Source organism: Pseudomonas sp. zfem001 (genome assembly GCF_032621725.1).
GTDB classification, from domain to species: domain Bacteria; phylum Pseudomonadota; class Gammaproteobacteria; order Pseudomonadales; family Pseudomonadaceae; genus Aquipseudomonas; species Aquipseudomonas sediminis.
The window spans coordinates 503,069-520,468 of the sequence record NZ_JAVYJI010000002.1; the positions used below are offsets into that span (position 1 = coordinate 503,069).

General features: G+C 58.3%; 19 protein-coding genes and 1 pseudogene. 12 read left to right on the plus strand and 8 right to left on the minus strand.

The features are described 5' to 3' along the window. Positions 1–147: 147 nt before the first annotated feature. Positions 148–1,306: pseudogene (locus RTH74_RS10260) on the plus strand (IS3 family transposase). A gap of 475 nt (positions 1,307–1,781) precedes the next feature. Here the strand turns inward: RTH74_RS10260 and RTH74_RS10265 are convergent. Beyond that, positions 1,782–2,462, minus strand: a complete 681-nt coding sequence (locus tag RTH74_RS10265) for a transmembrane anchor protein (RefSeq protein ID WP_316914581.1) — start codon at positions 2,460–2,462, stop codon at positions 1,782–1,784. An 11-nt stretch (positions 2,463–2,473) separates the two neighbouring features. Beyond that, positions 2,474–3,211: a HupE/UreJ family protein gene (locus RTH74_RS10270; protein ID WP_316914582.1), complete on the minus strand. Its 738-nt coding sequence runs from the start codon at positions 3,209–3,211 to the stop codon at positions 2,474–2,476. Positions 3,212–3,706: 495 nt separating this feature from the next. On the opposite strand from RTH74_RS10270, the gene RTH74_RS10275 reads away from it, so the two are divergent. The 7 genes from RTH74_RS10275 to RTH74_RS10305 all read left to right on the plus strand — a co-directional run bounded on the left by RTH74_RS10275 (position 3,707) and on the right by RTH74_RS10305 (position 9,890). After that, on the plus strand, positions 3,707–4,000 hold the full coding sequence (locus RTH74_RS10275) for a metal-sensing transcriptional repressor (RefSeq protein WP_003246772.1): 294 nt from the start codon (positions 3,707–3,709) through the stop codon (positions 3,998–4,000). An 8-nt stretch (positions 4,001–4,008) separates the two neighbouring features. After that, positions 4,009–5,130 (plus strand): nickel/cobalt efflux transporter, encoded by a 1,122-nt coding sequence (locus RTH74_RS10280; RefSeq protein WP_316914583.1) that lies wholly within the window; start codon positions 4,009–4,011, stop codon positions 5,128–5,130. Continuing rightward, positions 5,131–5,571: a YqaA family protein gene (locus RTH74_RS10285; RefSeq protein ID WP_090432342.1), complete on the plus strand. Its 441-nt coding sequence runs from the start codon at positions 5,131–5,133 to the stop codon at positions 5,569–5,571. Further along, positions 5,571–6,272, plus strand: a complete 702-nt coding sequence (locus RTH74_RS10290) for a TraX family protein (RefSeq protein WP_316914584.1) — start codon at positions 5,571–5,573, stop codon at positions 6,270–6,272. Before RTH74_RS10285 ends, RTH74_RS10290 begins: the two co-directional genes overlap by 1 nt. Positions 6,273–6,371: 99 nt before the next feature. Beyond that, the gene (locus RTH74_RS10295) at positions 6,372–6,506 is read left to right on the plus strand and encodes a YHYH domain-containing protein (protein WP_316914585.1); all 135 of its coding nucleotides are present in this window, start codon (positions 6,372–6,374) and stop codon (positions 6,504–6,506) included. A gap of 772 nt (positions 6,507–7,278) precedes the next feature. Continuing rightward, positions 7,279–8,232 (plus strand): zinc ABC transporter substrate-binding protein ZnuA, encoded by a 954-nt coding sequence (gene znuA, locus RTH74_RS10300; protein WP_124187303.1) that lies wholly within the window; start codon positions 7,279–7,281, stop codon positions 8,230–8,232. A 353-nt stretch (positions 8,233–8,585) separates the two neighbouring features. After that, positions 8,586–9,890 (plus strand): MFS transporter, encoded by a 1,305-nt coding sequence (locus RTH74_RS10305; protein WP_124187304.1) that lies wholly within the window; start codon positions 8,586–8,588, stop codon positions 9,888–9,890. Between the two features lie 18 nt (positions 9,891–9,908). On the opposite strand, the gene RTH74_RS10310 is transcribed toward RTH74_RS10305, so the two are convergent. From RTH74_RS10310 to RTH74_RS10325, 4 genes are all read right to left on the minus strand, one after another. Beyond that, positions 9,909–10,928, minus strand: a complete 1,020-nt coding sequence (locus RTH74_RS10310) for an amidohydrolase family protein (RefSeq protein ID WP_105446801.1) — start codon at positions 10,926–10,928, stop codon at positions 9,909–9,911. 194 nt (positions 10,929–11,122) lie between these two features. After that, positions 11,123–11,833, minus strand: a complete 711-nt coding sequence (locus tag RTH74_RS10315; RefSeq protein ID WP_105446800.1) for a transmembrane anchor protein — start codon at positions 11,831–11,833, stop codon at positions 11,123–11,125. Between the two features lie 12 nt (positions 11,834–11,845). Next, positions 11,846–12,583: a HupE/UreJ family protein gene (locus RTH74_RS10320; protein ID WP_105446799.1), complete on the minus strand. Its 738-nt coding sequence runs from the start codon at positions 12,581–12,583 to the stop codon at positions 11,846–11,848. Positions 12,584–12,631: 48 nt separating this feature from the next. Further along, complete coding sequence (locus RTH74_RS10325; protein WP_226033785.1) at positions 12,632–12,961, minus strand: hypothetical protein; 330 nt, start codon at positions 12,959–12,961, stop codon at positions 12,632–12,634. 127 nt (positions 12,962–13,088) lie between these two features. On the opposite strand from RTH74_RS10325, the gene RTH74_RS10330 reads away from it, so the two are divergent. From RTH74_RS10330 to RTH74_RS10345, 4 genes are all read left to right on the plus strand, one after another. Beyond that, the gene (locus tag RTH74_RS10330; RefSeq protein ID WP_105446797.1) at positions 13,089–13,376 is read left to right on the plus strand and encodes a metal-sensing transcriptional repressor; all 288 of its coding nucleotides are present in this window, start codon (positions 13,089–13,091) and stop codon (positions 13,374–13,376) included. A 67-nt stretch (positions 13,377–13,443) separates the two neighbouring features. Continuing rightward, the gene (locus tag RTH74_RS10335; RefSeq protein WP_105446796.1) at positions 13,444–13,884 is read left to right on the plus strand and encodes a YqaA family protein; all 441 of its coding nucleotides are present in this window, start codon (positions 13,444–13,446) and stop codon (positions 13,882–13,884) included. Next, positions 13,881–14,588, plus strand: a complete 708-nt coding sequence (locus tag RTH74_RS10340; protein WP_105446795.1) for a TraX family protein — start codon at positions 13,881–13,883, stop codon at positions 14,586–14,588. The genes RTH74_RS10335 and RTH74_RS10340 overlap by 4 nt, the downstream gene beginning before the upstream one ends. A 104-nt stretch (positions 14,589–14,692) precedes the next feature. Next, entirely contained in the window at positions 14,693–14,827 is a 135-nt protein-coding gene (locus RTH74_RS10345) for a YHYH domain-containing protein (protein ID WP_124187305.1), read from the plus strand. 63 nt (positions 14,828–14,890) lie between these two features. On the opposite strand, the gene chrA is transcribed toward RTH74_RS10345, so the two are convergent. Both chrA and RTH74_RS10355 read right to left on the minus strand, forming a co-directional pair. Then, positions 14,891–16,252 (minus strand): chromate efflux transporter, encoded by a 1,362-nt coding sequence (gene chrA, locus RTH74_RS10350; RefSeq protein WP_124187306.1) that lies wholly within the window; start codon positions 16,250–16,252, stop codon positions 14,891–14,893. Then, the gene (locus tag RTH74_RS10355) at positions 16,245–17,192 is read right to left on the minus strand and encodes a chromate resistance protein ChrB domain-containing protein (protein WP_124187307.1); all 948 of its coding nucleotides are present in this window, start codon (positions 17,190–17,192) and stop codon (positions 16,245–16,247) included. Before RTH74_RS10355 ends, chrA begins: the two co-directional genes overlap by 8 nt. Positions 17,193–17,400 lie beyond the last annotated feature (208 nt).

The window sequence follows — 17,400 nt, forward strand, 5'->3', positions numbered from 1 at the left end:
ACTCCTCTGGCAGCATACAGGAGCAAGAACTCGCCGAAGTTAACCTGAGCATCTTCAAACTCACGCCTGTGGTGCCAGAGGTGTGGTCTGTCCCGGGCTGAGTGGACACTGACTTAAGGTGGGTAATGCCCACCGCAAGGAGTATTCATGACCCAGACCAGACGACGTTTTCCCGAATCCTTCAAACGCGAGGCGGTAGACCAGGTGCTTGCCGGTACACCGCTTCGTCATGTCGCTGAGACGCTCAGTATCGCTGAAAGCCTGCTGGGCAAATGGAAGCGCCAGTACGAACAGCAAGGTGACGATGCCTTTCCGGGCAATGGCAAGCAGCGCGGTGAGAGTGCGGAGCTGCGTCGGCTACGCCAGCAACTGGCTCAGGTCACCATGGAGCGCGATGTTTTAAAAAAGGCGCTCGCCATCTTCTCGCAGCCCACGAAGTGAAGTTCCGCGCCATCGAGGCGTTGGCCGGTCGCTATCCCGTAGCGCCGATGTGCCGGCTGCTGCGGGTATCCCGCAGCGGCTTCTATGCCTGGCAGCAACGGCCACCTTCGGCGAGAGAGATGGCGAATCGGCGTCTGAGCAAGGAGATCCGCACCATCCACCATGAGGTGAATGGGATCTATGGCCATCGCCGCATCAAGGCCGAGTTGGCGGCCATGGGGCATGCGTGTGGTCGACACCGGGTTGCTCGACTGATGCGCGAAGCCGGTCTGCGCGTTCGCTCGCGCAAGCGCTGGCGGCTGGTTTCCAGCAGTCGTCATGCTCTGCCGATTGCCCCGAACCACCTGGATCGCCAGTTCGCCTCGGATCGCGCCAATCGGCACTGGGTCTCGGACATGACCTACGTGCGAACGGCCCAAGGCTGGCTGTATCTGGCCGTCGTGCTCGATCTCTATTCACGCGCCGTCGTCGGTTGGGCGATGCACCACCGGATGCAGCAGGCCTTGGTGCACGCCGCGCTGGAGATGGCCGTGGCACGCCGACAGCCGAAAGAAGAGGTGCTGCTGCACTCGGATCGTGGCAGCCAATACTGCGCGTACGACTACCAGGCCTTGCTTCGGCGCCATCGCATCGTGCCCAGCCATTCACGTCCGGGGAACTGCTGGGATAACGCCGCGATGGAGAGCTTTTTCCGTTCGCTGAAGGCCGAGCGGGTGTACCTGACGCGCTACGCCAGCTACCAGGAGGCAAAAAAACCGACCTGTTCGACTACATCCGCTTTTACAATCACCGCCGGCGCCACTCGACGTTGGGCTATCTCAGTCCGATGGAATTTGAGCGGCGAAATGCGAGCAGTAGCTCTTAACTACCTGTCCACCAGTTCCGGGGCAGACCAGTTGACTGCTACCGCCGTAAGCGGACAGCGCAAATCAGACGTCCAGAACGAATTCTATAATCGCTCTATAATTGACTATAAAAACCTATAAACCCCATCCTAGAGCAGCCTAAGCAACCCAGGATGCTTCATCGCGAAGCCGATAAATTCCTTGCACTGGCGCATGGCCCCAACCAATACAATCGTAGCTATCCGGGCTAGAAGAAGCGAGGTGAATGGCTGTTTTCTGCCAGAGGGTCCTACCACGCAAGCCTTCAAAGACATCAGGATGCAGCGTTTGCATGACCAATGCTGCCGCAACGCGCCTGCAAACTCACATATGGCCGGCCAGCAGCGTCCTGTAACGCACTCCTACGGGCGATTGAGGCCGTCCACCCCCTCTGTTTCGCGACATCCGCCGGCGCAGGGCCTAGTGGCAGCCCCATCGGGGCTGCCTGGTAAGGGGTCAGATGACCCGCTTGATGCTGATGTAGTCGCCCTGGGTGCGCAGGGTGACGGTCACTGGCTCGCTAGTGCGATTACGCCAGAACCAACCGTGCTTGCCATCGAATGCGGCCTCCAGTACACCTGAATCTTCTGGGGTCGAGCGTCCCTTCCCATAGCCGTGGTAGAAGTCGCGCGGTGCGTTGTAAGGATCGCCATGGGTGTCGTAGTTAACGACGCCGCCGTTGGCAGTCCAGAGGTACTTCACCTTGGCACCTTGCTTCATTTCCAGTTTCACCTCGGCGCCTTGATTCGGGCTCAGGGTGATGCTCATTTCATGCTGAAGACCAGGTACTGGCTCAGGTGCAGTCGATTGCTCCGGAGCGGGAATGACCTCGGCAGGAGCGGCCGGGGTAGTTGTCGGGGCTGCGGGTACTGCGGCGATAGCTTCAGTTGGCTGCGGAGTGGGCGCCTGAGCTGCGGCCTCATCGGCTCTAGCCTCCTCAGCCAGCTGGATCTTCACCTCACCCATCTGAGTGAGTCCCAGTGCTCGGCCCGCGCCAGTGGGGTCGATCGCATACTCCGAAGGCATCACCACGGTAACCAGAAGCACGCAGGCAATGATTGCCGCGATGACCGTGGAGCGCAGTAGCCGTGCTGTCGAGGGGAGTTCATTGAGGGTCGGAAGCTTGGTATTGAACATTGGAGAATTCCTTACTGAGAGACAATCAGGCCGGTGATCTGGTAGCCCATGAGCAAGAAGCCGGCACTCATCATGGCAACGTTGGCGGTGTAGGCATGGCGCCAGAAGCTGGCAGTACGTCGCCAATAGCCCATCAGAATGAGAATGCCGCCGAGGGCCAGTAGCTGGCCGATCTCGACACCTACGTTGAAGGCAATCAGGTTGGCGATCAGGCCATCAGGAGAAATCTCGAACTCCTGGATCTTGGTGGCCAGACCGAAACCATGAAGCAGGCCGAAGATCAGCGTTGCTGTGCGGGTATCGGGCTGGTACCCAAACCAGCGCTGGAAGGCGCCGAGGTTATCCAGGGCCTTGTACACGACCGAAAAGCCGATGATCGCGTCGATCACATACGAGCTGATGCTGATGTTGCTGAGCACTCCAAAGAGCAGAGTGATCGAATGGCCAACTGCGAACAGCGTGACGTACAGCCCTACGTCCTTCAGACGGTAGAGAAAGAAGATCACGCCGAACAGGAACAGCAGATGGTCGTAGCCGGTGATCATGTGTTTGGCACCCATGTAGATGAAGGGCACCAACATCACGCCGGTACTTTCCTGGATGAAGCCCTTGTCTCCTTCGGGCACACCGTGGGCCAGCGCCTCAGGCATGACTGCCATCAGTAGAGCGATGGCAAGCAGGGGCAGAAAAAGCGGTCGACGCAGGCGTGCGATCAGCGCCGTTGCCCTGCTTAGAGGAAGCGAATTCATAACGATTTCCTAGGTTGTAGTGGTCTGGGGCCGCGAGGCGGCCGGTTTCAGAGCACGAACCCAGAGCGTGGTGGCCGTTCGAGTAGGTAGATCGGCACTTCAGGGACAGTTGCCCGCAACGAGCTGGGAGGGGTTTCCCGCTCGGGGCGTGACAGCAGTGTCAGCGCCGACCCGAGATAAGGGATCTCATGGCTATGGTCAGCCGCATGTTTGTGGCTCGGGAACGCCGACGCGTCCACGTCATGGGAATGACCATGGGACACAGCGCCAGAGTAATCCCCCGGTATCAGCGGTGCTTTGATGGCGGCCAGCGAATGCCCTACCCAGGCCAACAGCAAGGCCAGTATCAATGCGATAACGGGTTTCTTCGAGGCACTACGGCGAGCCATTTTCCTATGTCTTGCAGCTTGCAAAGGGCTAAAAGGGTCGTTTGACCGCATCCCCCCCAGGGGGATAGGATGCGAGCGTAAATCATCGAGGCATAGGACTCAAGGCATGAGCGATCACGAACACAGCCATGGCCACCGACACCAAAGCCACAGCGATGTCATGAAGCGCCTGAAGCGCGCCGAGGGCCATCTGCGCAGCATCATCACCATGATCGAGGATGGCCGTGAGTGCGTGGATATCGCGCAGCAGCTGCATGCCGTGGAGAAGGCTGTATGCCAGGCCAAGCGCACCCTGATTCAAGATCACATCGATCACTGCCTGGAGCACACGATGGACGCCCTCGCTACTGGCGAGCGCACCTCCCTTGAAGACTTCAAGCAGATCACGAAGTACCTGTAGGTATCCCCATGTCGAGTTTTGCCGAATTGCTGCAGCAGGGTGCGTCTCACGCCTGGCTGTACTTCCCCAGCGCCATCCTCCTAGGGGCATTGCATGGCCTGGAGCCAGGCCACTCGAAGACCATGATGGCGGCCTTCATCGTAGCCATCCGCGGCACCGTGAAGCAGGCGGTCTTGCTGGGGCTGGCGGCAACCATTTCGCACACCGCAGTTGTCTGGCTGGTGGCCATGGGCGGCATGTATCTGGGCCAGAACCTGAATGCCGAGACGACGGAACCTTATTTCCAGCTCGCGTCCGCCGCGATCATCATCACCATCGCGCTCTGGATGCTGTGGCGAACCTGGCGTGGCGAACAGATGTGGCGTTTCGAAGAAGGTGATCATGCGCATGATCACCACCATGACGAGCTTCGCCGAATCGATACCGGGCACGGGCGAATCGAACTCTCGATCTTCGAGGAAGGGGTTCCCCCGCGCTGGCGTCTGCGCACTCTGACTGGTCACTCTTGGCCAGCAGAAGACGTGAATCTGTCGACGACGCGTCCTGATGGGACAGCTCAGCTGTTCCGCTTTGTGCATCGCGGCGAATACCTGGAATCGGTCGCGGAAATTCCAGAGCCTCATCAGTTCACCGCGCGTCTGAGCCTTGGCCACGCGGGCCATTCGCACGACTATGACCTCGATTTCCATGAGCACGACCACGGCCACGACCATTCCGATCTGCAGGGCCTGGAGCTGTCGCTGGAGGGATACCAGGATGCCCATGAGCGAGCCCACGCCAACGACATCCGCAACCGCTTCAATAACCGCAACGTCACCACTGGCCAGATCATCCTGTTCGGCCTGACCGGAGGACTGATTCCCTGTCCTGCCGCGATTACGGTGCTGTTGCTATGCCTGCAGGTGAAGGAAGTCGCACTCGGGGCTGTTCTAGTGCTGTGCTTTAGTGTCGGCCTGGCGTTGACGCTGGTATCCGTCGGCGCAGCTGCTGCGGTGGGCGCTCGCCAGGCCTCCAACCGGTGGCCATGGCTGGGAGCGGTCGCGCGTCGCGCGCCCTACCTCTCGAGCATGCTCATTATTGGGGTCGGTATCTACGTCGGTGTTCATGGCTGGATCGGTCTGACCGCGTAGATGTGGGAGCTATCAGGCTACCTGGGCCTATTTCTCGCGGCCTTCAGTGCCGCAACGTTGATCCCTGCGCAGTCCGAGGCGGTGCTTACCGGCCTGCTGATAAGTGGCAACTACTCGGTGGTCATGTTGTTGGTAGTGGCTACGGCAGGAAATGTTCTGGGTTCAGCGGTCAACTGGCTGCTTGGTCTTTACATCGAGCGTTACCGGCACAAACGCTGGTTCCCGGTCAGTGACAACAAGCTGGCCCGCGCGCAGCGGGCCTACCACCGCTACGGCCGTTGGTCACTGCTGCTGAGCTGGGTACCGATCATTGGCGACCCGCTGACCCTGATTGCCGGCGTCATGCGCGAACCCTTCTGGAGCTTCTTTTTGATCGTGCTGCTGGCCAAGGCTGCTCGATACCTGGTGCTCACCGTGGTGACCCTCGGGATCATGGGGTAATGCGCTCGACCAGCCTGGATCTCGTCAAATGGCTCGCCATGCTGACGATGGTGATAGACCACCTGCGCTATCTATGGCCTGAAGCGACAACCTGGCTGTTCGTGGTTGGACGCTTCGCCTTCCCGCTGTTCTGCCTTGGCATCGCCGCCAACGTGTCGCGTTCCCGCCCAGGAGATCTGTACAGCGAAAATAACTTTCGCTACTTGAGTTGGCTTCTGGCCTTCAGCCTCATATCCGAGATGCCGTATCGGGCGCTGTCCGAGATGAGCAATACGCTGAATGTGATGCCGACACTGATGTTGGGGCTCATAGTTGCTTGGAGCGTCCATCACAGCGATCGTACAGGCTTGGTGCTGGGGCTATTCACGCTGACCGTTTCGATAGCGCTGCATGATCGGCTGATGTACGGCGCGTTTGGTGTCCTACTGCCGGCGACCATGGTGCTGGCAGTGCAGCGCCCCTGGATTATCTGGCTCATACCTGCAGTCTTCAGCGTGTTGGCCAATAGCCGTGACGGTTGGATCGGAGCTGGTCCCTTTGGCACCTGGTGGGCCATGGCCACGACCTTTGCGGCTCCGATGGTTGGCCTGTGGCTATTGCGGCAGAAAATCACCCAACACATATGGCCAGTGGGGCGCTGGGGTTACTACTTCTACCCCGGCCATCTAGCGGTGCTGGCGTTGCTTCGTGTGGCTCTCTGACCGATCGATCAAAATTCCCTTGCTCAATGCAGGCCTTTTGCCATAATCCGGAGCGTGACCTAGATCACATATAAGAGCCAATCGAAACGGAGTTTGAACATGAAGAAGCTTTCTGCCGCCCTGATCGCCACCGTGATTGCCCTGTCCTCCGCCGCTGCCATTGCCCATAGTGGCGGTACCGACTCCAAGGGCTGCCATACCAACCACTCCACAGGCGAGTACCACTGCCATTGATTTAGGCAGCGCTGGTCGCCTCTCATGAGGCGGCCAGTACCAGATGGCTAGACCAAATCGCATACCGGCTGCTTGGCTTCACACCGCCCTGCAAAGCCGTCGACGAGATACCGCACATCCAGCGCCATTGCCCATAGGGTATGCGGTACACCGCTGGCTGATTCATGCCCACGAGCACAGTAAAGAATCACTGGTCGATCCCGTGGCACCTGATCCTTCCAAGAGAAAAGCTGTCGGGGTCTTTCGCCTGCGATCTGTGCTCCGTCAGCGTTGCGAACGATATCTCGGTGCACATCAAGTAGCTCGAAGCAGCGATCTGCAGCCTGCCACTCAGCCAGCTCGCGAACGTCTCATCGATCTAAAGGAAAGAAGAACAGCCATGGACATGACTTCAGCTCAGACATTCCGCTACTCAATCTCTGATGTCGGATGTCCATAGAAAGAACCTCTTTTCCAGGAAATTGGGGCTTGAAGTCCATACCTGCGCAATTGCACCCATTTGACCAGTCAATTGCATTGGTACTGACCACCGCGTGCATCCGACTTGGCCAGTGGGCAGCAGAGACGCAACAGGCAGAAACCGGCCAAAAGCGGACGTTTGCAAGAAGGATCGTGAGATGGAAAGGGAGCCCTGTTTCAGGGGCGGAGTGAAAAGCCTCTAGTCATTTTGATACTGAATTCACTGTTCGTCGGGCGGTCATGGGCAAATCTTCCTGATACTTAATGCCACTGTTATGTTATGTAGTAACATAATCTCCCCTGCGGGTTACCCATGCGCTGCCTCTTTTTCATCTTCTCCACAATTGCATACCTAACCACAACCTCTGCACTAGCAGAGGTACGTATCGTAGCCAGCATCAAGCCCTTACAACTCATTGCAGCAGCGGTACAGGATGGCGTTGGCACGCCTGAGGTACTACTCCCGCCAGGCGCATCTCCCCATCATTTCACCCTGCGGCCTTCCGACATCCGCAAGGTGCGGGAGGCCGATTTGTTCTATTGGATTGGCCCTGATCTCGAGACGTTTATGCCAAAGGTTCTGGAAGGGCGAAATGCACCCAGCTTGGCGGTACAGCACATCGATGGTCTTCACCTGCGTCGCTTTGGCGACGAACATCGGCACGACGACCACGCAGACGAGCATGCAAATGAGTCACAGGCTGATGGGGATGCGGAGGGCGCGCATGATGAGCTCCACCGACCTGGAACTCTGGATGCCCACCTCTGGCTGGCACCTGACAACGCACGACTGATTGCCAAGCGCATGGCAGACGATTTATCGGCTTCTGACCCAAGCAATGCACGTCGATATGACGCCAACCTCGCTGCATTCAACGAGCGTCTTTCGAATCAGGATGGTCAGTTGAAAGCCCGGCTCAAGCCGCTCGCAGGCAAGCCGTTCTTTGTCTTTCATGAGGCGTTCGACTATTTCGAAGAAGCCTACGCTCTGAAGCACGCGGGAGTGTTTGCAGTCAGCGCTGATGTGCCCCCCGGCGCCAGGAAGGTGGCCAATATGCGTAACCGCTTGGTTTCTGCTGGCCCCAGTTGCGTGTTTAGTGAACCGCCAGTACAGCTTCGTCTGGCCCAAACCTTGAGTGAAGGCTTGCCGGTGCGAATGGCGGTGCTGGATGCGCTTGGCTATGACATCGAAGTGAGTGCAGTTGGGTATGAGCGCTTACTGTCATCGCTTGGCAGTGATCTGGCGGAGTGCCTTGAGCAGCTGTAACAACCGGGTGAGCATGGGCAGCCGCGGTAACGAAGCATGATCGTCCTGCTCTATCGATAACCTTTCACATCCCGTCCATGTCCTGGTGCTGATACCGCACCAGGGTATGGAGCTTCGTTTCATCATTGCTTTGGCGTGAGCCTGAAGCGAATCACATTCCTCCTCCCTTCGTTGACCATATCCCCCTGGGGGGGATAGGATTTGGCCAGCGCTCTCTTCTGGGCGCCGGCCATGGCGAAGATCAGTAACTCTGCACCTCTGGTCATCCGAAGGGCTATTTCGTCTACCCGGAACCTATGCCGCGCCGCTGAACATCAGTTCTGCCCTGCGGTGACTTGGTATTGGAGGTTCACATGCTTTCCGTTTTGGCCAATCGCACTTACCGGCATTTGTTCTTTGCCCAGGTAATCGCGTTAGTCGGTACAGGCCTGGCGACTGTTGCTCTCGGATTGTTGGCCTTCGATCTTGCCGGGGCGCAGGCCGGTGCCGTATTGGGTACAGCGCTGGCCATCAAGATGCTCGCATACATTGGCGTGGCTCCCGTTGCGGCAGCCTTTGCCGAGCGCCTGCCAAGAAAGGGCATGTTGATCACCCTGGATCTGATTCGAGCATCTGTGGCAGTCGTGCTGCCGTTCGTCACGGAGATCTGGCAGGTCTACGTGCTCATCTTCGTTCTGCAGTCTGCGTCCGCGGCCTTTACGCCAACGTTCCAGGCGACCATTCCAGACATCCTTCCTGACGAACGAGAGTACACGCGGGCGCTCTCTCTTTCGCGGCTGGCCTATGACCTGGAGAGTGTCATCAGCCCCATGGCGGCGGCGCTGCTACTCACCGTGGTCAGCTTCCACAGCCTGTTCGGCGGAACCGTCGTAGGCTTCCTGATTTCGGCAGCAATGGTTGCAAGCGTTACCTTGCCGGCTGTGCTTGCCGGGCCCAAGAGGAGTATCTACGAGCGCACCACCAGGGGGATGCGGATATTTCTGGCGACACCGCGCCTGCGCGGGCTTCTGGCACTCAATCTGGCTATTGCTGCAGCCAGCGCCATGGTCATCGTCAATACCGTGGTACTCGTGCAATCCCGATTTGGCTTGCCGCAAAGTTCGACAGCCACAGCCCTGATGGCCTTTGGGGCTGGCTCCATGCTGGTGGCCCTGATTCTGCCGCGCTTGCTGGATCGGCTTGATGATCGCAAGGTCATGCTGGCCGGCGGCGGTATTCTGGTTGCAGGCCTCTTCCTGGGGATACTCCTGCCCAGTTACCCGAGCCTCTTGGTGCTATGGCTGCTGCTCGGCGCAGGCTACTCACTGGCTCAGACCCCATCCGGTCGGGTGTTGAGGCGCTCATCGAGTACTCAGGATCGGCCGGCGCTGTTTGCTGCACAGTTCGCCCTGTCCCACGCCTGCTGGTTGATCACTTATCCGCTGGCCGGGTGGGTCGGGGCGAATTGGGGAATGACCGCATCCTTCGTTGGACTGAGCCTGCTGGCTCTGGCCGCTCTCCTTGTCAGCCTGCGAATCTGGCAGCCAGAGCATGACCGTGATGTGGTTGAACATCGCCATGAGGATCTGCCGGAAAGCCATCCCCATGTTGCCAGTGGCAAAACCCATGCTCATACCTTCGTCATCGACGATGAGCACCAACGCTGGCCAAAGGACTGAGGACGGTGTGATCGGGGCTCACTGAATCGACCTGCGTCGCTCTGCCGGCAAGATAGCGAGGAAGTTCGACAGAGCGACCTGGTGTGCCACCTGGTGTGGGAGTGCATTCAGGAAGGGGGCGAAGCTGAACATGTACTTTTTCAGGCTGCCAAAAGTACCCACGACATCGGAGCCCAGCATGAAGCGAGTCGGGTAGCGGCTAACCAGCTGTATCCAGGCTGGATCTGGGTCACCTTGCTCATCCAGCAGATAAGGGGTCAGCACCGTCCAGGACAGATCGATGTAGAGGTTCGGGTACCGGGCAAGCAACTGCGCCAGGGCTGGAAGAAGGAAGTCCATCTTGCCCTGTGTGCGATGGATTTCCATGCTCGTTCCTGCATGGGCCCAGATGAAGCGCACGTCCGGGTTGTCGCGTAATGCCGCTTCAAACTCTTCCAGGTAGAGCGGATAGCGTTCTCGCTTGGAGGTGATGTTGGAGTGCATCAGAACCGGCAGGTCGAATTCGGCAGCGACCCGATAGACTCTCGCAAGCGCCTTGCTGTTTGCCCGCGGTGCCTTGCCGTAGACCAAGGCTGTCAGGTAGTCGTGACGGGTAAAGACCTCTCCGATTCCTTGCCATAGGCCAGGATCGAGCTCCAATAAACGTCGCACTTGAACATCGGCATTCATGTCGTTCGGATTGAATCCGGAGATGAATGGGTGAAAGCGCCTTCGCTCATCCTCGGGCAACTGTTTGTACGCGTGGGCAATCAATGTGTCGGTCGCGCTGTACCAGTAGGCTCTGGCATCGTCACCTGCGTAGTAGCGGGGTCGAGTGGGCTCGTTTTCATCCCACTCCTTGGCGACCGAGATACCAGTAAGCATGGCGTGATCAATCCTGGCAGCCGTCATTTCCTTGAGCAGTGACGCTGTCCCTGCCGTGCTCTGGAAGAAGTCGACGTAATGCAGGTGCGTGTCGCTATAGCGGAAGTTGTCGGCTTGAGCATTGATCGCCAGAAGGCCGGCAATCAGGCTCGGAAGAATGGTTTTTACAGGCATAGGTTTCCCCTTGGAGATGGCGTTTATGCTCAATCTCCAGCGGCGGGTCGAGTGGCTAATAAGTGAAAGTCGGTTTCTGCAGGTGCAGATTTACGCAGGCATGACTTTCCCGTATCGCCCGCACCGGGGCGGCGGGAAGGATTCAGGGGTATGACAGCGCCCCTTTCCCGATAATGGGAAAGGGGCGCCTCGCTTCAGATCACACGCTTGATGCTGATGTAGTCGCCCTGCGTACGCAGGGTGACAGTGACTGGCTTGTTGGTGCGGTTACGCCAGAACCAACCATGCTTGCCGTCGAATGCCGCTTCCAGAACGCCAGAATCCTCTGGGGTAGCACGGCCTTTGCCATAGCCGTGGTAGAAGTCGCGCGGAGCGTTGTAGGGGTCACCGTGGGTGTCGTAGTTCACGACGCTGCCGTTGGCAGTCCACAGATAGTTCACCTTGGCACCTTCCTTCATTTCCAGCTTCACTTCAGCGCCTTGGCTCGGTTCCAGCGTGATGCTCATTTCATGTTGCTGACCTGCCACCTGTGGTTCCGGCGCAGCCGGCTGAGTTTGCGCCGGGGCTTGAACCTGGGGAGCTACTGCGGGGGCGGGGGCTGGCATCGGAGCAGGAGCTGCAACTGGTGGAGTCGGTGCAGCAGCCACCGCTGGGGCCGACGGCGTAGCGATCGCCTGGGCAGCCGCCTCGTCAGCAGCCGCTTCTTCAGCGAGTTGCAGTTTGATCTCACCCATCTGGGTCAGCCCAAGGGCACCGCCTACACCGGTGGGATCGATTGCGTACTCCGATGGCATCACAACAGTCACGAGCAGCACGCCAGCAGCGATCAGGGCGATCACGGTGGAGCGCAGCAGTTGGGCCGAGGATGGGAGTTCGTTGAGCGTCGGGAGTTTGGTATTGAACATGCTGAGAATTCCTTACTGGGAGACGATAAGACCGGTGAGCTGGTAGCCCATTAGCAGGAAGCCTGCGCTCATCATGGCGACGTTGGCGCTGTATGCGTGGCGCCAGAAACTGGCGGTACGTCGCCAGTAGCCCATCAGGATGAGGATGCCTCCGAGGGCCAGGAGCTGGCCTATTTCGACACCGACGTTGAAAGCAATCAGATTGGTTATCAGGCCGTCCGGGGATATCTCGAACTCCTGGATCTTGGTCGCAAGACCGAAGCCATGTAGGAGGCCAAAGATCAGCGTGGCAGCGCGTGTGTCGGGCTGGTAACCGAACCAGCGCTGGAAGGCTCCGAGGTTGTCGAGAGCCTTGTAGACCACGGAGAAACCGATGATGGCGTCAATCACATAGGAACTGATGCTGATGTCGCTCAATACCCCAAACAGCAACGTGACCGAATGGCCCGCCGCAAAGAGAGTGACGTACAGCCCGACGTCCTTCATGCGGTAGAGGAAGAAGATCACCCCGAACAGAAACAGCAGGTGGTCATAGCCGGTAATCATGTGTTTGGCGCCCATGTAGATGAAGGGCATCAACAGGACACCGGTGCTCTCCTGGATGAAGCCTTTGTCACCTTCGGGGACACCATGTGCGAGCGCTTCTGGAACCGACACCAGCAACAAAATGATGGCGAGCAGAGGCAAGTAGAGCGGTCGGCGCAGGCGTGCGAAGAATGCGCCTGCACCGCTCAGCGGGAACGAATGCATGAGATGTATTCCTGGAACTAATGATCTGGAGCCGCAAAGCGGCTGGTTTCAGAGCACGAACCTGGAGCGGGGTGGGCGTTCGATGAGAAACACCGGGCCGGTAGGGCGGACGGAAATCTGTGGCACGTCGAGAATGCGACGATCTGGCAAGGAAGCCAGGTCGAGCAGCGCATTCAGATGAGGCGTTTCATGCACATGGTCTGCGGTAAAAGGCGCATGAAAATGGTCGGAGCATGCCTGGCAGGCGATTATCTCCGGCTCGTCGTGGGAGTGAGGATGCCCGTCGCTTATCACCGTCTGCTGGTTGGCAGGCATCAACAAAGCCGAGGCATGCCCTACCCATCCCATGAACATGGTCAGGAGCAGTGCAAATACCACACGGGTTGTGACGGTCCTACTTAGCATTCCGAGCTACCAGAGCGCGACAAGGCGAAACGGTTGATTTGACCGCATCCCCCCTGGGGGATAGGATGCCGCGGCCAGTATGGTTGCACGGACCTCATCGATGAGCAAGCACGAACACGGACACCAGCACCAAAGTCATAAGGACATCATCAAAAGGTTGAAGCGCGCTGAAGGACACATGCGCAGCATCGTCACCATGATCGAAGACGGTCGCGCCTGTGTGGACATCGCCCAACAGCTGTATGCGGTTGAAAAAGCGGTCTGCCAGGCCAAGCGCACTCTGATTCAGGATCACATTGATCACTGCCTGGAGCACACCGTCGGCGCCTTAAACAGCGGTGAACGCGCACCACTGGAAGAGTTCAAGCAGATAACCAAGTACCTGTAGAGCCCACCATGGCGACTCACATCTTCTCGATCATGGCAGGACTGGCTTAGTCACCTAGGGAGTCTATGTGTGGGACTTGCCGGCCTACCTCGGCCTGTTCATCGCAGCCTTCGGCGCTGCGACCCTTCTGCCTCTGCAGTCAGAGGCGGTGCTGGTTGGCCTGCTGCTGACAAGCGATTACTCCATTACTGCACTGTTGCTGGTGGCCACTGCCGGCAACGTCCTAGGCTCAGCAGTCAACTGGGTACTCGGTCGCTATATCGAGCGATACCGGAGTAGACGTTGGTTTCCGCTCAGTGAAGAAAAGCTAGGCCGTGCACAACGTGCCTATCACCGATACGGGCGCTGGTCGTTACTGTTGAGCTGGGTGCCAGTCATTGGTGATCCGCTAACCATGATCGCTGGGGTAATGCGCGAGCCACTCTGGAGCTTCCTGTTGATCGTCTTGGTCGCCAAAGCTACTCGCTACATGGTACTTGCAGCACTGACTCTGGGTATCGCGGGATGAGGCGTGACGCAGGCCTAGATCTCATTAAGTGGCTGGCCATGCTGACGATGGTCATCGACCACCTACGCTACCTGTGGCCACAAGCAGAAGGGTGGTTGTTTTTTATTGGCCGGCTGGCCTTTCCGCTGTTCTGCCTGGGTATTGCTGCCAACGTATCCCGTTCACGCCCAGGGCAGTTGTACACCACAGGTAATGCTCGATACCTGATATGGCTGGGGGTTTTCTCGGTTGTATCTGAGCTGCCTTATCACATGCTTTCCACCGAAAGCAGTTCGATGAACATCATGCCTACGCTCATGCTGGGCTTGTTGATAGCTTGGAGCGTCCATCATCAAGGACGAGACGGCTTGCTTATCGGTGTTGTGAGCCTAGCTGTCGCATTCATGCTGCATGACCGGCTCATGTATGGCTCTTTTGGAGTACTGCTTCCTGCCGCATTGGTTGTGGCCATACAGCGCCCGGGCCCAGCCTGGCTTCTTCCAGCAGTGCTCTGTGTCTTGGCCAACAGCCGTAATCGCTGGGCTGAAGGCTGGGGGCTCGAATCTGCGGAGGCCAGTATTGTCGCGGAGTTCACGGCCCCTCTGATCGGTTTATGGCTACTGCGTGCGCCCATCATGTGGCGTATCTGGCCGGTGAGGCGGTGGGGATACTTCTTCTATCCCGCTCATTTGCTCATGCTCTCAGGCCTTCGGTCAGTGGTGTAAAAACTATTGTTCCTGGCGCGTCTTGCGCTATGAAGGCCTTTTGCCATACTGCGACTTCATGGCCTGATGCTGTGAGTGAGAGCATCAAGGAATAGGAGTTCCAGATGAAAAAGCTTTCTGCTGCACTTATCGCCGCCCTAATTGCCCTGACCTCTGTAACGGCACTCGCCCACAGCGGTGGTACTGACTCAAAGGGATGCCATCGTAACCATAAGACTGGCGACTACCACTGCCATTGAGTTAGGTACAGGCCAAACCGCCAATGATTGGCGGCTTGGCTCTTTAAACGATTAACTTCTTTCTTAATAGAGCAGCCAATACGTCAGTAGCCCTGTCAGGGCACATCCGATCAGTACTTGAATGACGCTGCGCTTGTAGCGGAACAGAGCGACAGCGGCGCCCAGCGCAATCAACGCAGAAGGCCAGTCGAATTGCCCACCGAAGCCCTGAGGCCAGAGGACGTGGTAGCCGAAGAACAAGGCAAGGTTGAGGATCACCCCCACGACAGCGGCCGTGATACCGGTCAGCGGCGCAGTGAACTTAAGCTCATTGTGGGTGGATTCCACTAGAGGGCCGCCGGCAAGGATGAACAGGAATGACGGCAGGAAGGTAAACCAGGTGACCAGTGTCGCGGCCACCGCTCCGGCGAGAAAAGCCTGATCCGCCCCAAAGACCTGCTGAACGTATGCCCCCACGAAAGCAACGAACGCCACCACCATGATCAGTGGGCCAGGCGTACTTTCCCCAAGGGCCAGGCCGTCGATCATCTGTGTAGGCGTCAGCCAGCCGTAGTGGCCGATAGCGCCCTGGTACACGTAGGGCAATACCGCGTAGGCACCCCCGAACGTGAGCAGCGCGGCCTTGGTGAAGAACCAGCCCATTTGGGTCAGGGTGCCGTCCCAGCCGAAGGAGATGATCAGCAACCCCATCGGCAGCACCCAGAGCGCCGCACCTGCCACCAGTAACATTGCCAGACGCGACCATCGAAAACGTGCGTGCTCGGGCGTGGGGGTGTCATCGTCGATCAACGCCGGGCCAAAGCTCTTCTTACCGGCAGCGTGTCCGCCACCTACGCGAAACTTCTCCGGGGCCAGTTTGCCGCCTACGAAGCCGAGGATCGCCGCACCCAGCACAATCAATGGGAACGGTACGTTGAGCGCGAAGATGGCGACGAAGGAAGCCGCGGCAATAGCCCACAGCCAATTGTTCTGCAGCGCCCGGGAACCGATCCGATGGGCTGCTTGCACGACGATGGCGGTTACCGCTGGCTTGATGCCATAGAAGATCCCGGCCACCAATGGAACGTCACCATAGGCGATGTATACCCACGACAGCCCGATCAGGATGAACAGCGAGGGCAGCACGAATAGTACGCCGGCGATCACCCCACCCCAGGTTCGATGCAGCAGCCAACCTATGTAAGTCGCCAGCTGCTGCGCCTCTGGCCCAGGTAGGAGCATGCAGTAGTTGAGGGCATGCAGGAACCGGCGTTCGGATATCCAGCGTCGGCGCTCGACCAACTCCTGGTGCAGAATCGAAATCTGCCCGGCGGGCCCCCCGAAGCTGATGAAGCCAATCTTGAGCCAGAACAGCACAGCCTGAATCAGACTGACGGATTCGACGCGTTCCGGATCCTGGGTACTGCTCGTGGTGACTTCACTCATCGCCTTTCTCTTCTTTCTCGAAGGCCGCCAGTAGCCCATCGAAGATGGCGCAAGCTGCTGTCAGCAAGTGGTCGTCGTTGGTAATGGTTTCCCGCAGTCCAGCCAATACTCGCTCGATCCCCGAGGCCTCGGGCGGCTGCGAGCCCCCTACATCCAGGTAGTGCACCAAGGCTGAAACGCGATCCAGGCCCGGCTCATTCAGGGCAAAGCTGGCTTGCAGGGTCTCGAATGTGACGAGCGGCCCGACATGACTGAAGGCCGCACCATCGAAGTCGAAACCTAGCGCATCAGGCGGGCAATCACCTGGGGACTCCAACCAGAGGATCGTGGCTTTCGGGTCGATGAAGCGCCGTATCAGCCAGGCGCTGGCCAGGCGATCTACCCAGGGTCTCCTGCGGGTCGCCCAAACTCGTCCTTGATAGCTGTGTCGCTCAAGCTGCTCGATGGGATGGTCATGGCTGCTCGGTTCGTCCTGCGACAGCGCTCGGCTAATGGCGAGTTCCAGCGCTTGCAGCGCAGCGTCGGTGTGCTGTCGAACCGCCGTGGGAAAGAAGTCGATGGCGGTAATCTGAGCAAACGCCTTACGCAGCTTGCGTACCTGCTTGGTACTGGCAAGGGCGTTGTCCGGTGTGAGTTGCGCTTGGCACGCCTCGATCTCGATTCGCAACTTGGCGTAATCCTCGTTACGGTCGAACAGCTCAACAAACCGAGAGCCCTGCGGATCATCGATAGGAAGCAGAAAGGCCGTGCCGTTGATAGAGAGAATATCGCGCTCAACAGCAGACAAGGCTTCTAGGCACTCTTCATTGTTCGGCAGAAGGTATACGCCGTCGCGAAGGACGGCGGCGCCGCTGGCCTTCAGCGCACGCCACGCCCGCATACGAGCTGTGGCGTTTGCCGTAGGAAGTCCGATAACGAGCGCTAGCCAGTGATTTTTCATGTAGAGAGTGAAACATAAATTGATGTTATATCTACATTAAACTTTGTTGCGATAGCTGAGAAGCCCCCTGCGTTGATTTCCAAGCAGGCGGGGACTAAAGAACGTATGGGGTCAGGATTGGTTATCTGAGCAATCTAGGGCACTGAGCTAGGCGGTATCTACTACCACTCCTAATGAGCGTGTAGTCAACGTCGCCTTCTGGCCGTTC

What these genes read in the sequence shown, in the direction of transcription:
- RTH74_RS10290 (WP_316914584.1), top strand. Translation starts at nt 5,571, where the DNA reads ATGCGCTCGACCAGCCTGGATCTCGTCAAATGGCTCGCCATGCTGACG.
- RTH74_RS10305 (WP_124187304.1), top strand. Translation starts at nt 8,586, where the DNA reads ATGCTTTCCGTTTTGGCCAATCGCACTTACCGGCATTTGTTCTTTGCC.
- RTH74_RS10295 (WP_316914585.1), top strand. Translation starts at nt 6,372, where the DNA reads ATGAAGAAGCTTTCTGCCGCCCTGATCGCCACCGTGATTGCCCTGTCC.
- RTH74_RS10310 (WP_105446801.1), bottom strand. Translation starts at nt 10,928, where the DNA reads ATGCCTGTAAAAACCATTCTTCCGAGCCTGATTGCCGGCCTTCTGGCG.
- RTH74_RS10275 (WP_003246772.1), top strand. Translation starts at nt 3,707, where the DNA reads ATGAGCGATCACGAACACAGCCATGGCCACCGACACCAAAGCCACAGC.
- RTH74_RS10285 (WP_090432342.1), top strand. Translation starts at nt 5,131, where the DNA reads ATGTGGGAGCTATCAGGCTACCTGGGCCTATTTCTCGCGGCCTTCAGT.
- RTH74_RS10355 (WP_124187307.1), bottom strand. Translation starts at nt 17,192, where the DNA reads ATGAAAAATCACTGGCTAGCGCTCGTTATCGGACTTCCTACGGCAAAC.
- RTH74_RS10280 (WP_316914583.1), top strand. Translation starts at nt 4,009, where the DNA reads ATGTCGAGTTTTGCCGAATTGCTGCAGCAGGGTGCGTCTCACGCCTGG.
- RTH74_RS10345 (WP_124187305.1), top strand. Translation starts at nt 14,693, where the DNA reads ATGAAAAAGCTTTCTGCTGCACTTATCGCCGCCCTAATTGCCCTGACC.
- RTH74_RS10270 (WP_316914582.1), bottom strand. Translation starts at nt 3,211, where the DNA reads ATGAATTCGCTTCCTCTAAGCAGGGCAACGGCGCTGATCGCACGCCTG.
- RTH74_RS10330 (WP_105446797.1), top strand. Translation starts at nt 13,089, where the DNA reads ATGAGCAAGCACGAACACGGACACCAGCACCAAAGTCATAAGGACATC.
- znuA (WP_124187303.1), top strand. Translation starts at nt 7,279, where the DNA reads ATGCGCTGCCTCTTTTTCATCTTCTCCACAATTGCATACCTAACCACA.
- RTH74_RS10320 (WP_105446799.1), bottom strand. Translation starts at nt 12,583, where the DNA reads ATGCATTCGTTCCCGCTGAGCGGTGCAGGCGCATTCTTCGCACGCCTG.
- RTH74_RS10265 (WP_316914581.1), bottom strand. Translation starts at nt 2,462, where the DNA reads ATGTTCAATACCAAGCTTCCGACCCTCAATGAACTCCCCTCGACAGCA.
- chrA (WP_124187306.1), bottom strand. Translation starts at nt 16,252, where the DNA reads ATGAGTGAAGTCACCACGAGCAGTACCCAGGATCCGGAACGCGTCGAA.
- RTH74_RS10340 (WP_105446795.1), top strand. Translation starts at nt 13,881, where the DNA reads ATGAGGCGTGACGCAGGCCTAGATCTCATTAAGTGGCTGGCCATGCTG.
- RTH74_RS10315 (WP_105446800.1), bottom strand. Translation starts at nt 11,833, where the DNA reads ATGTTCAATACCAAACTCCCGACGCTCAACGAACTCCCATCCTCGGCC.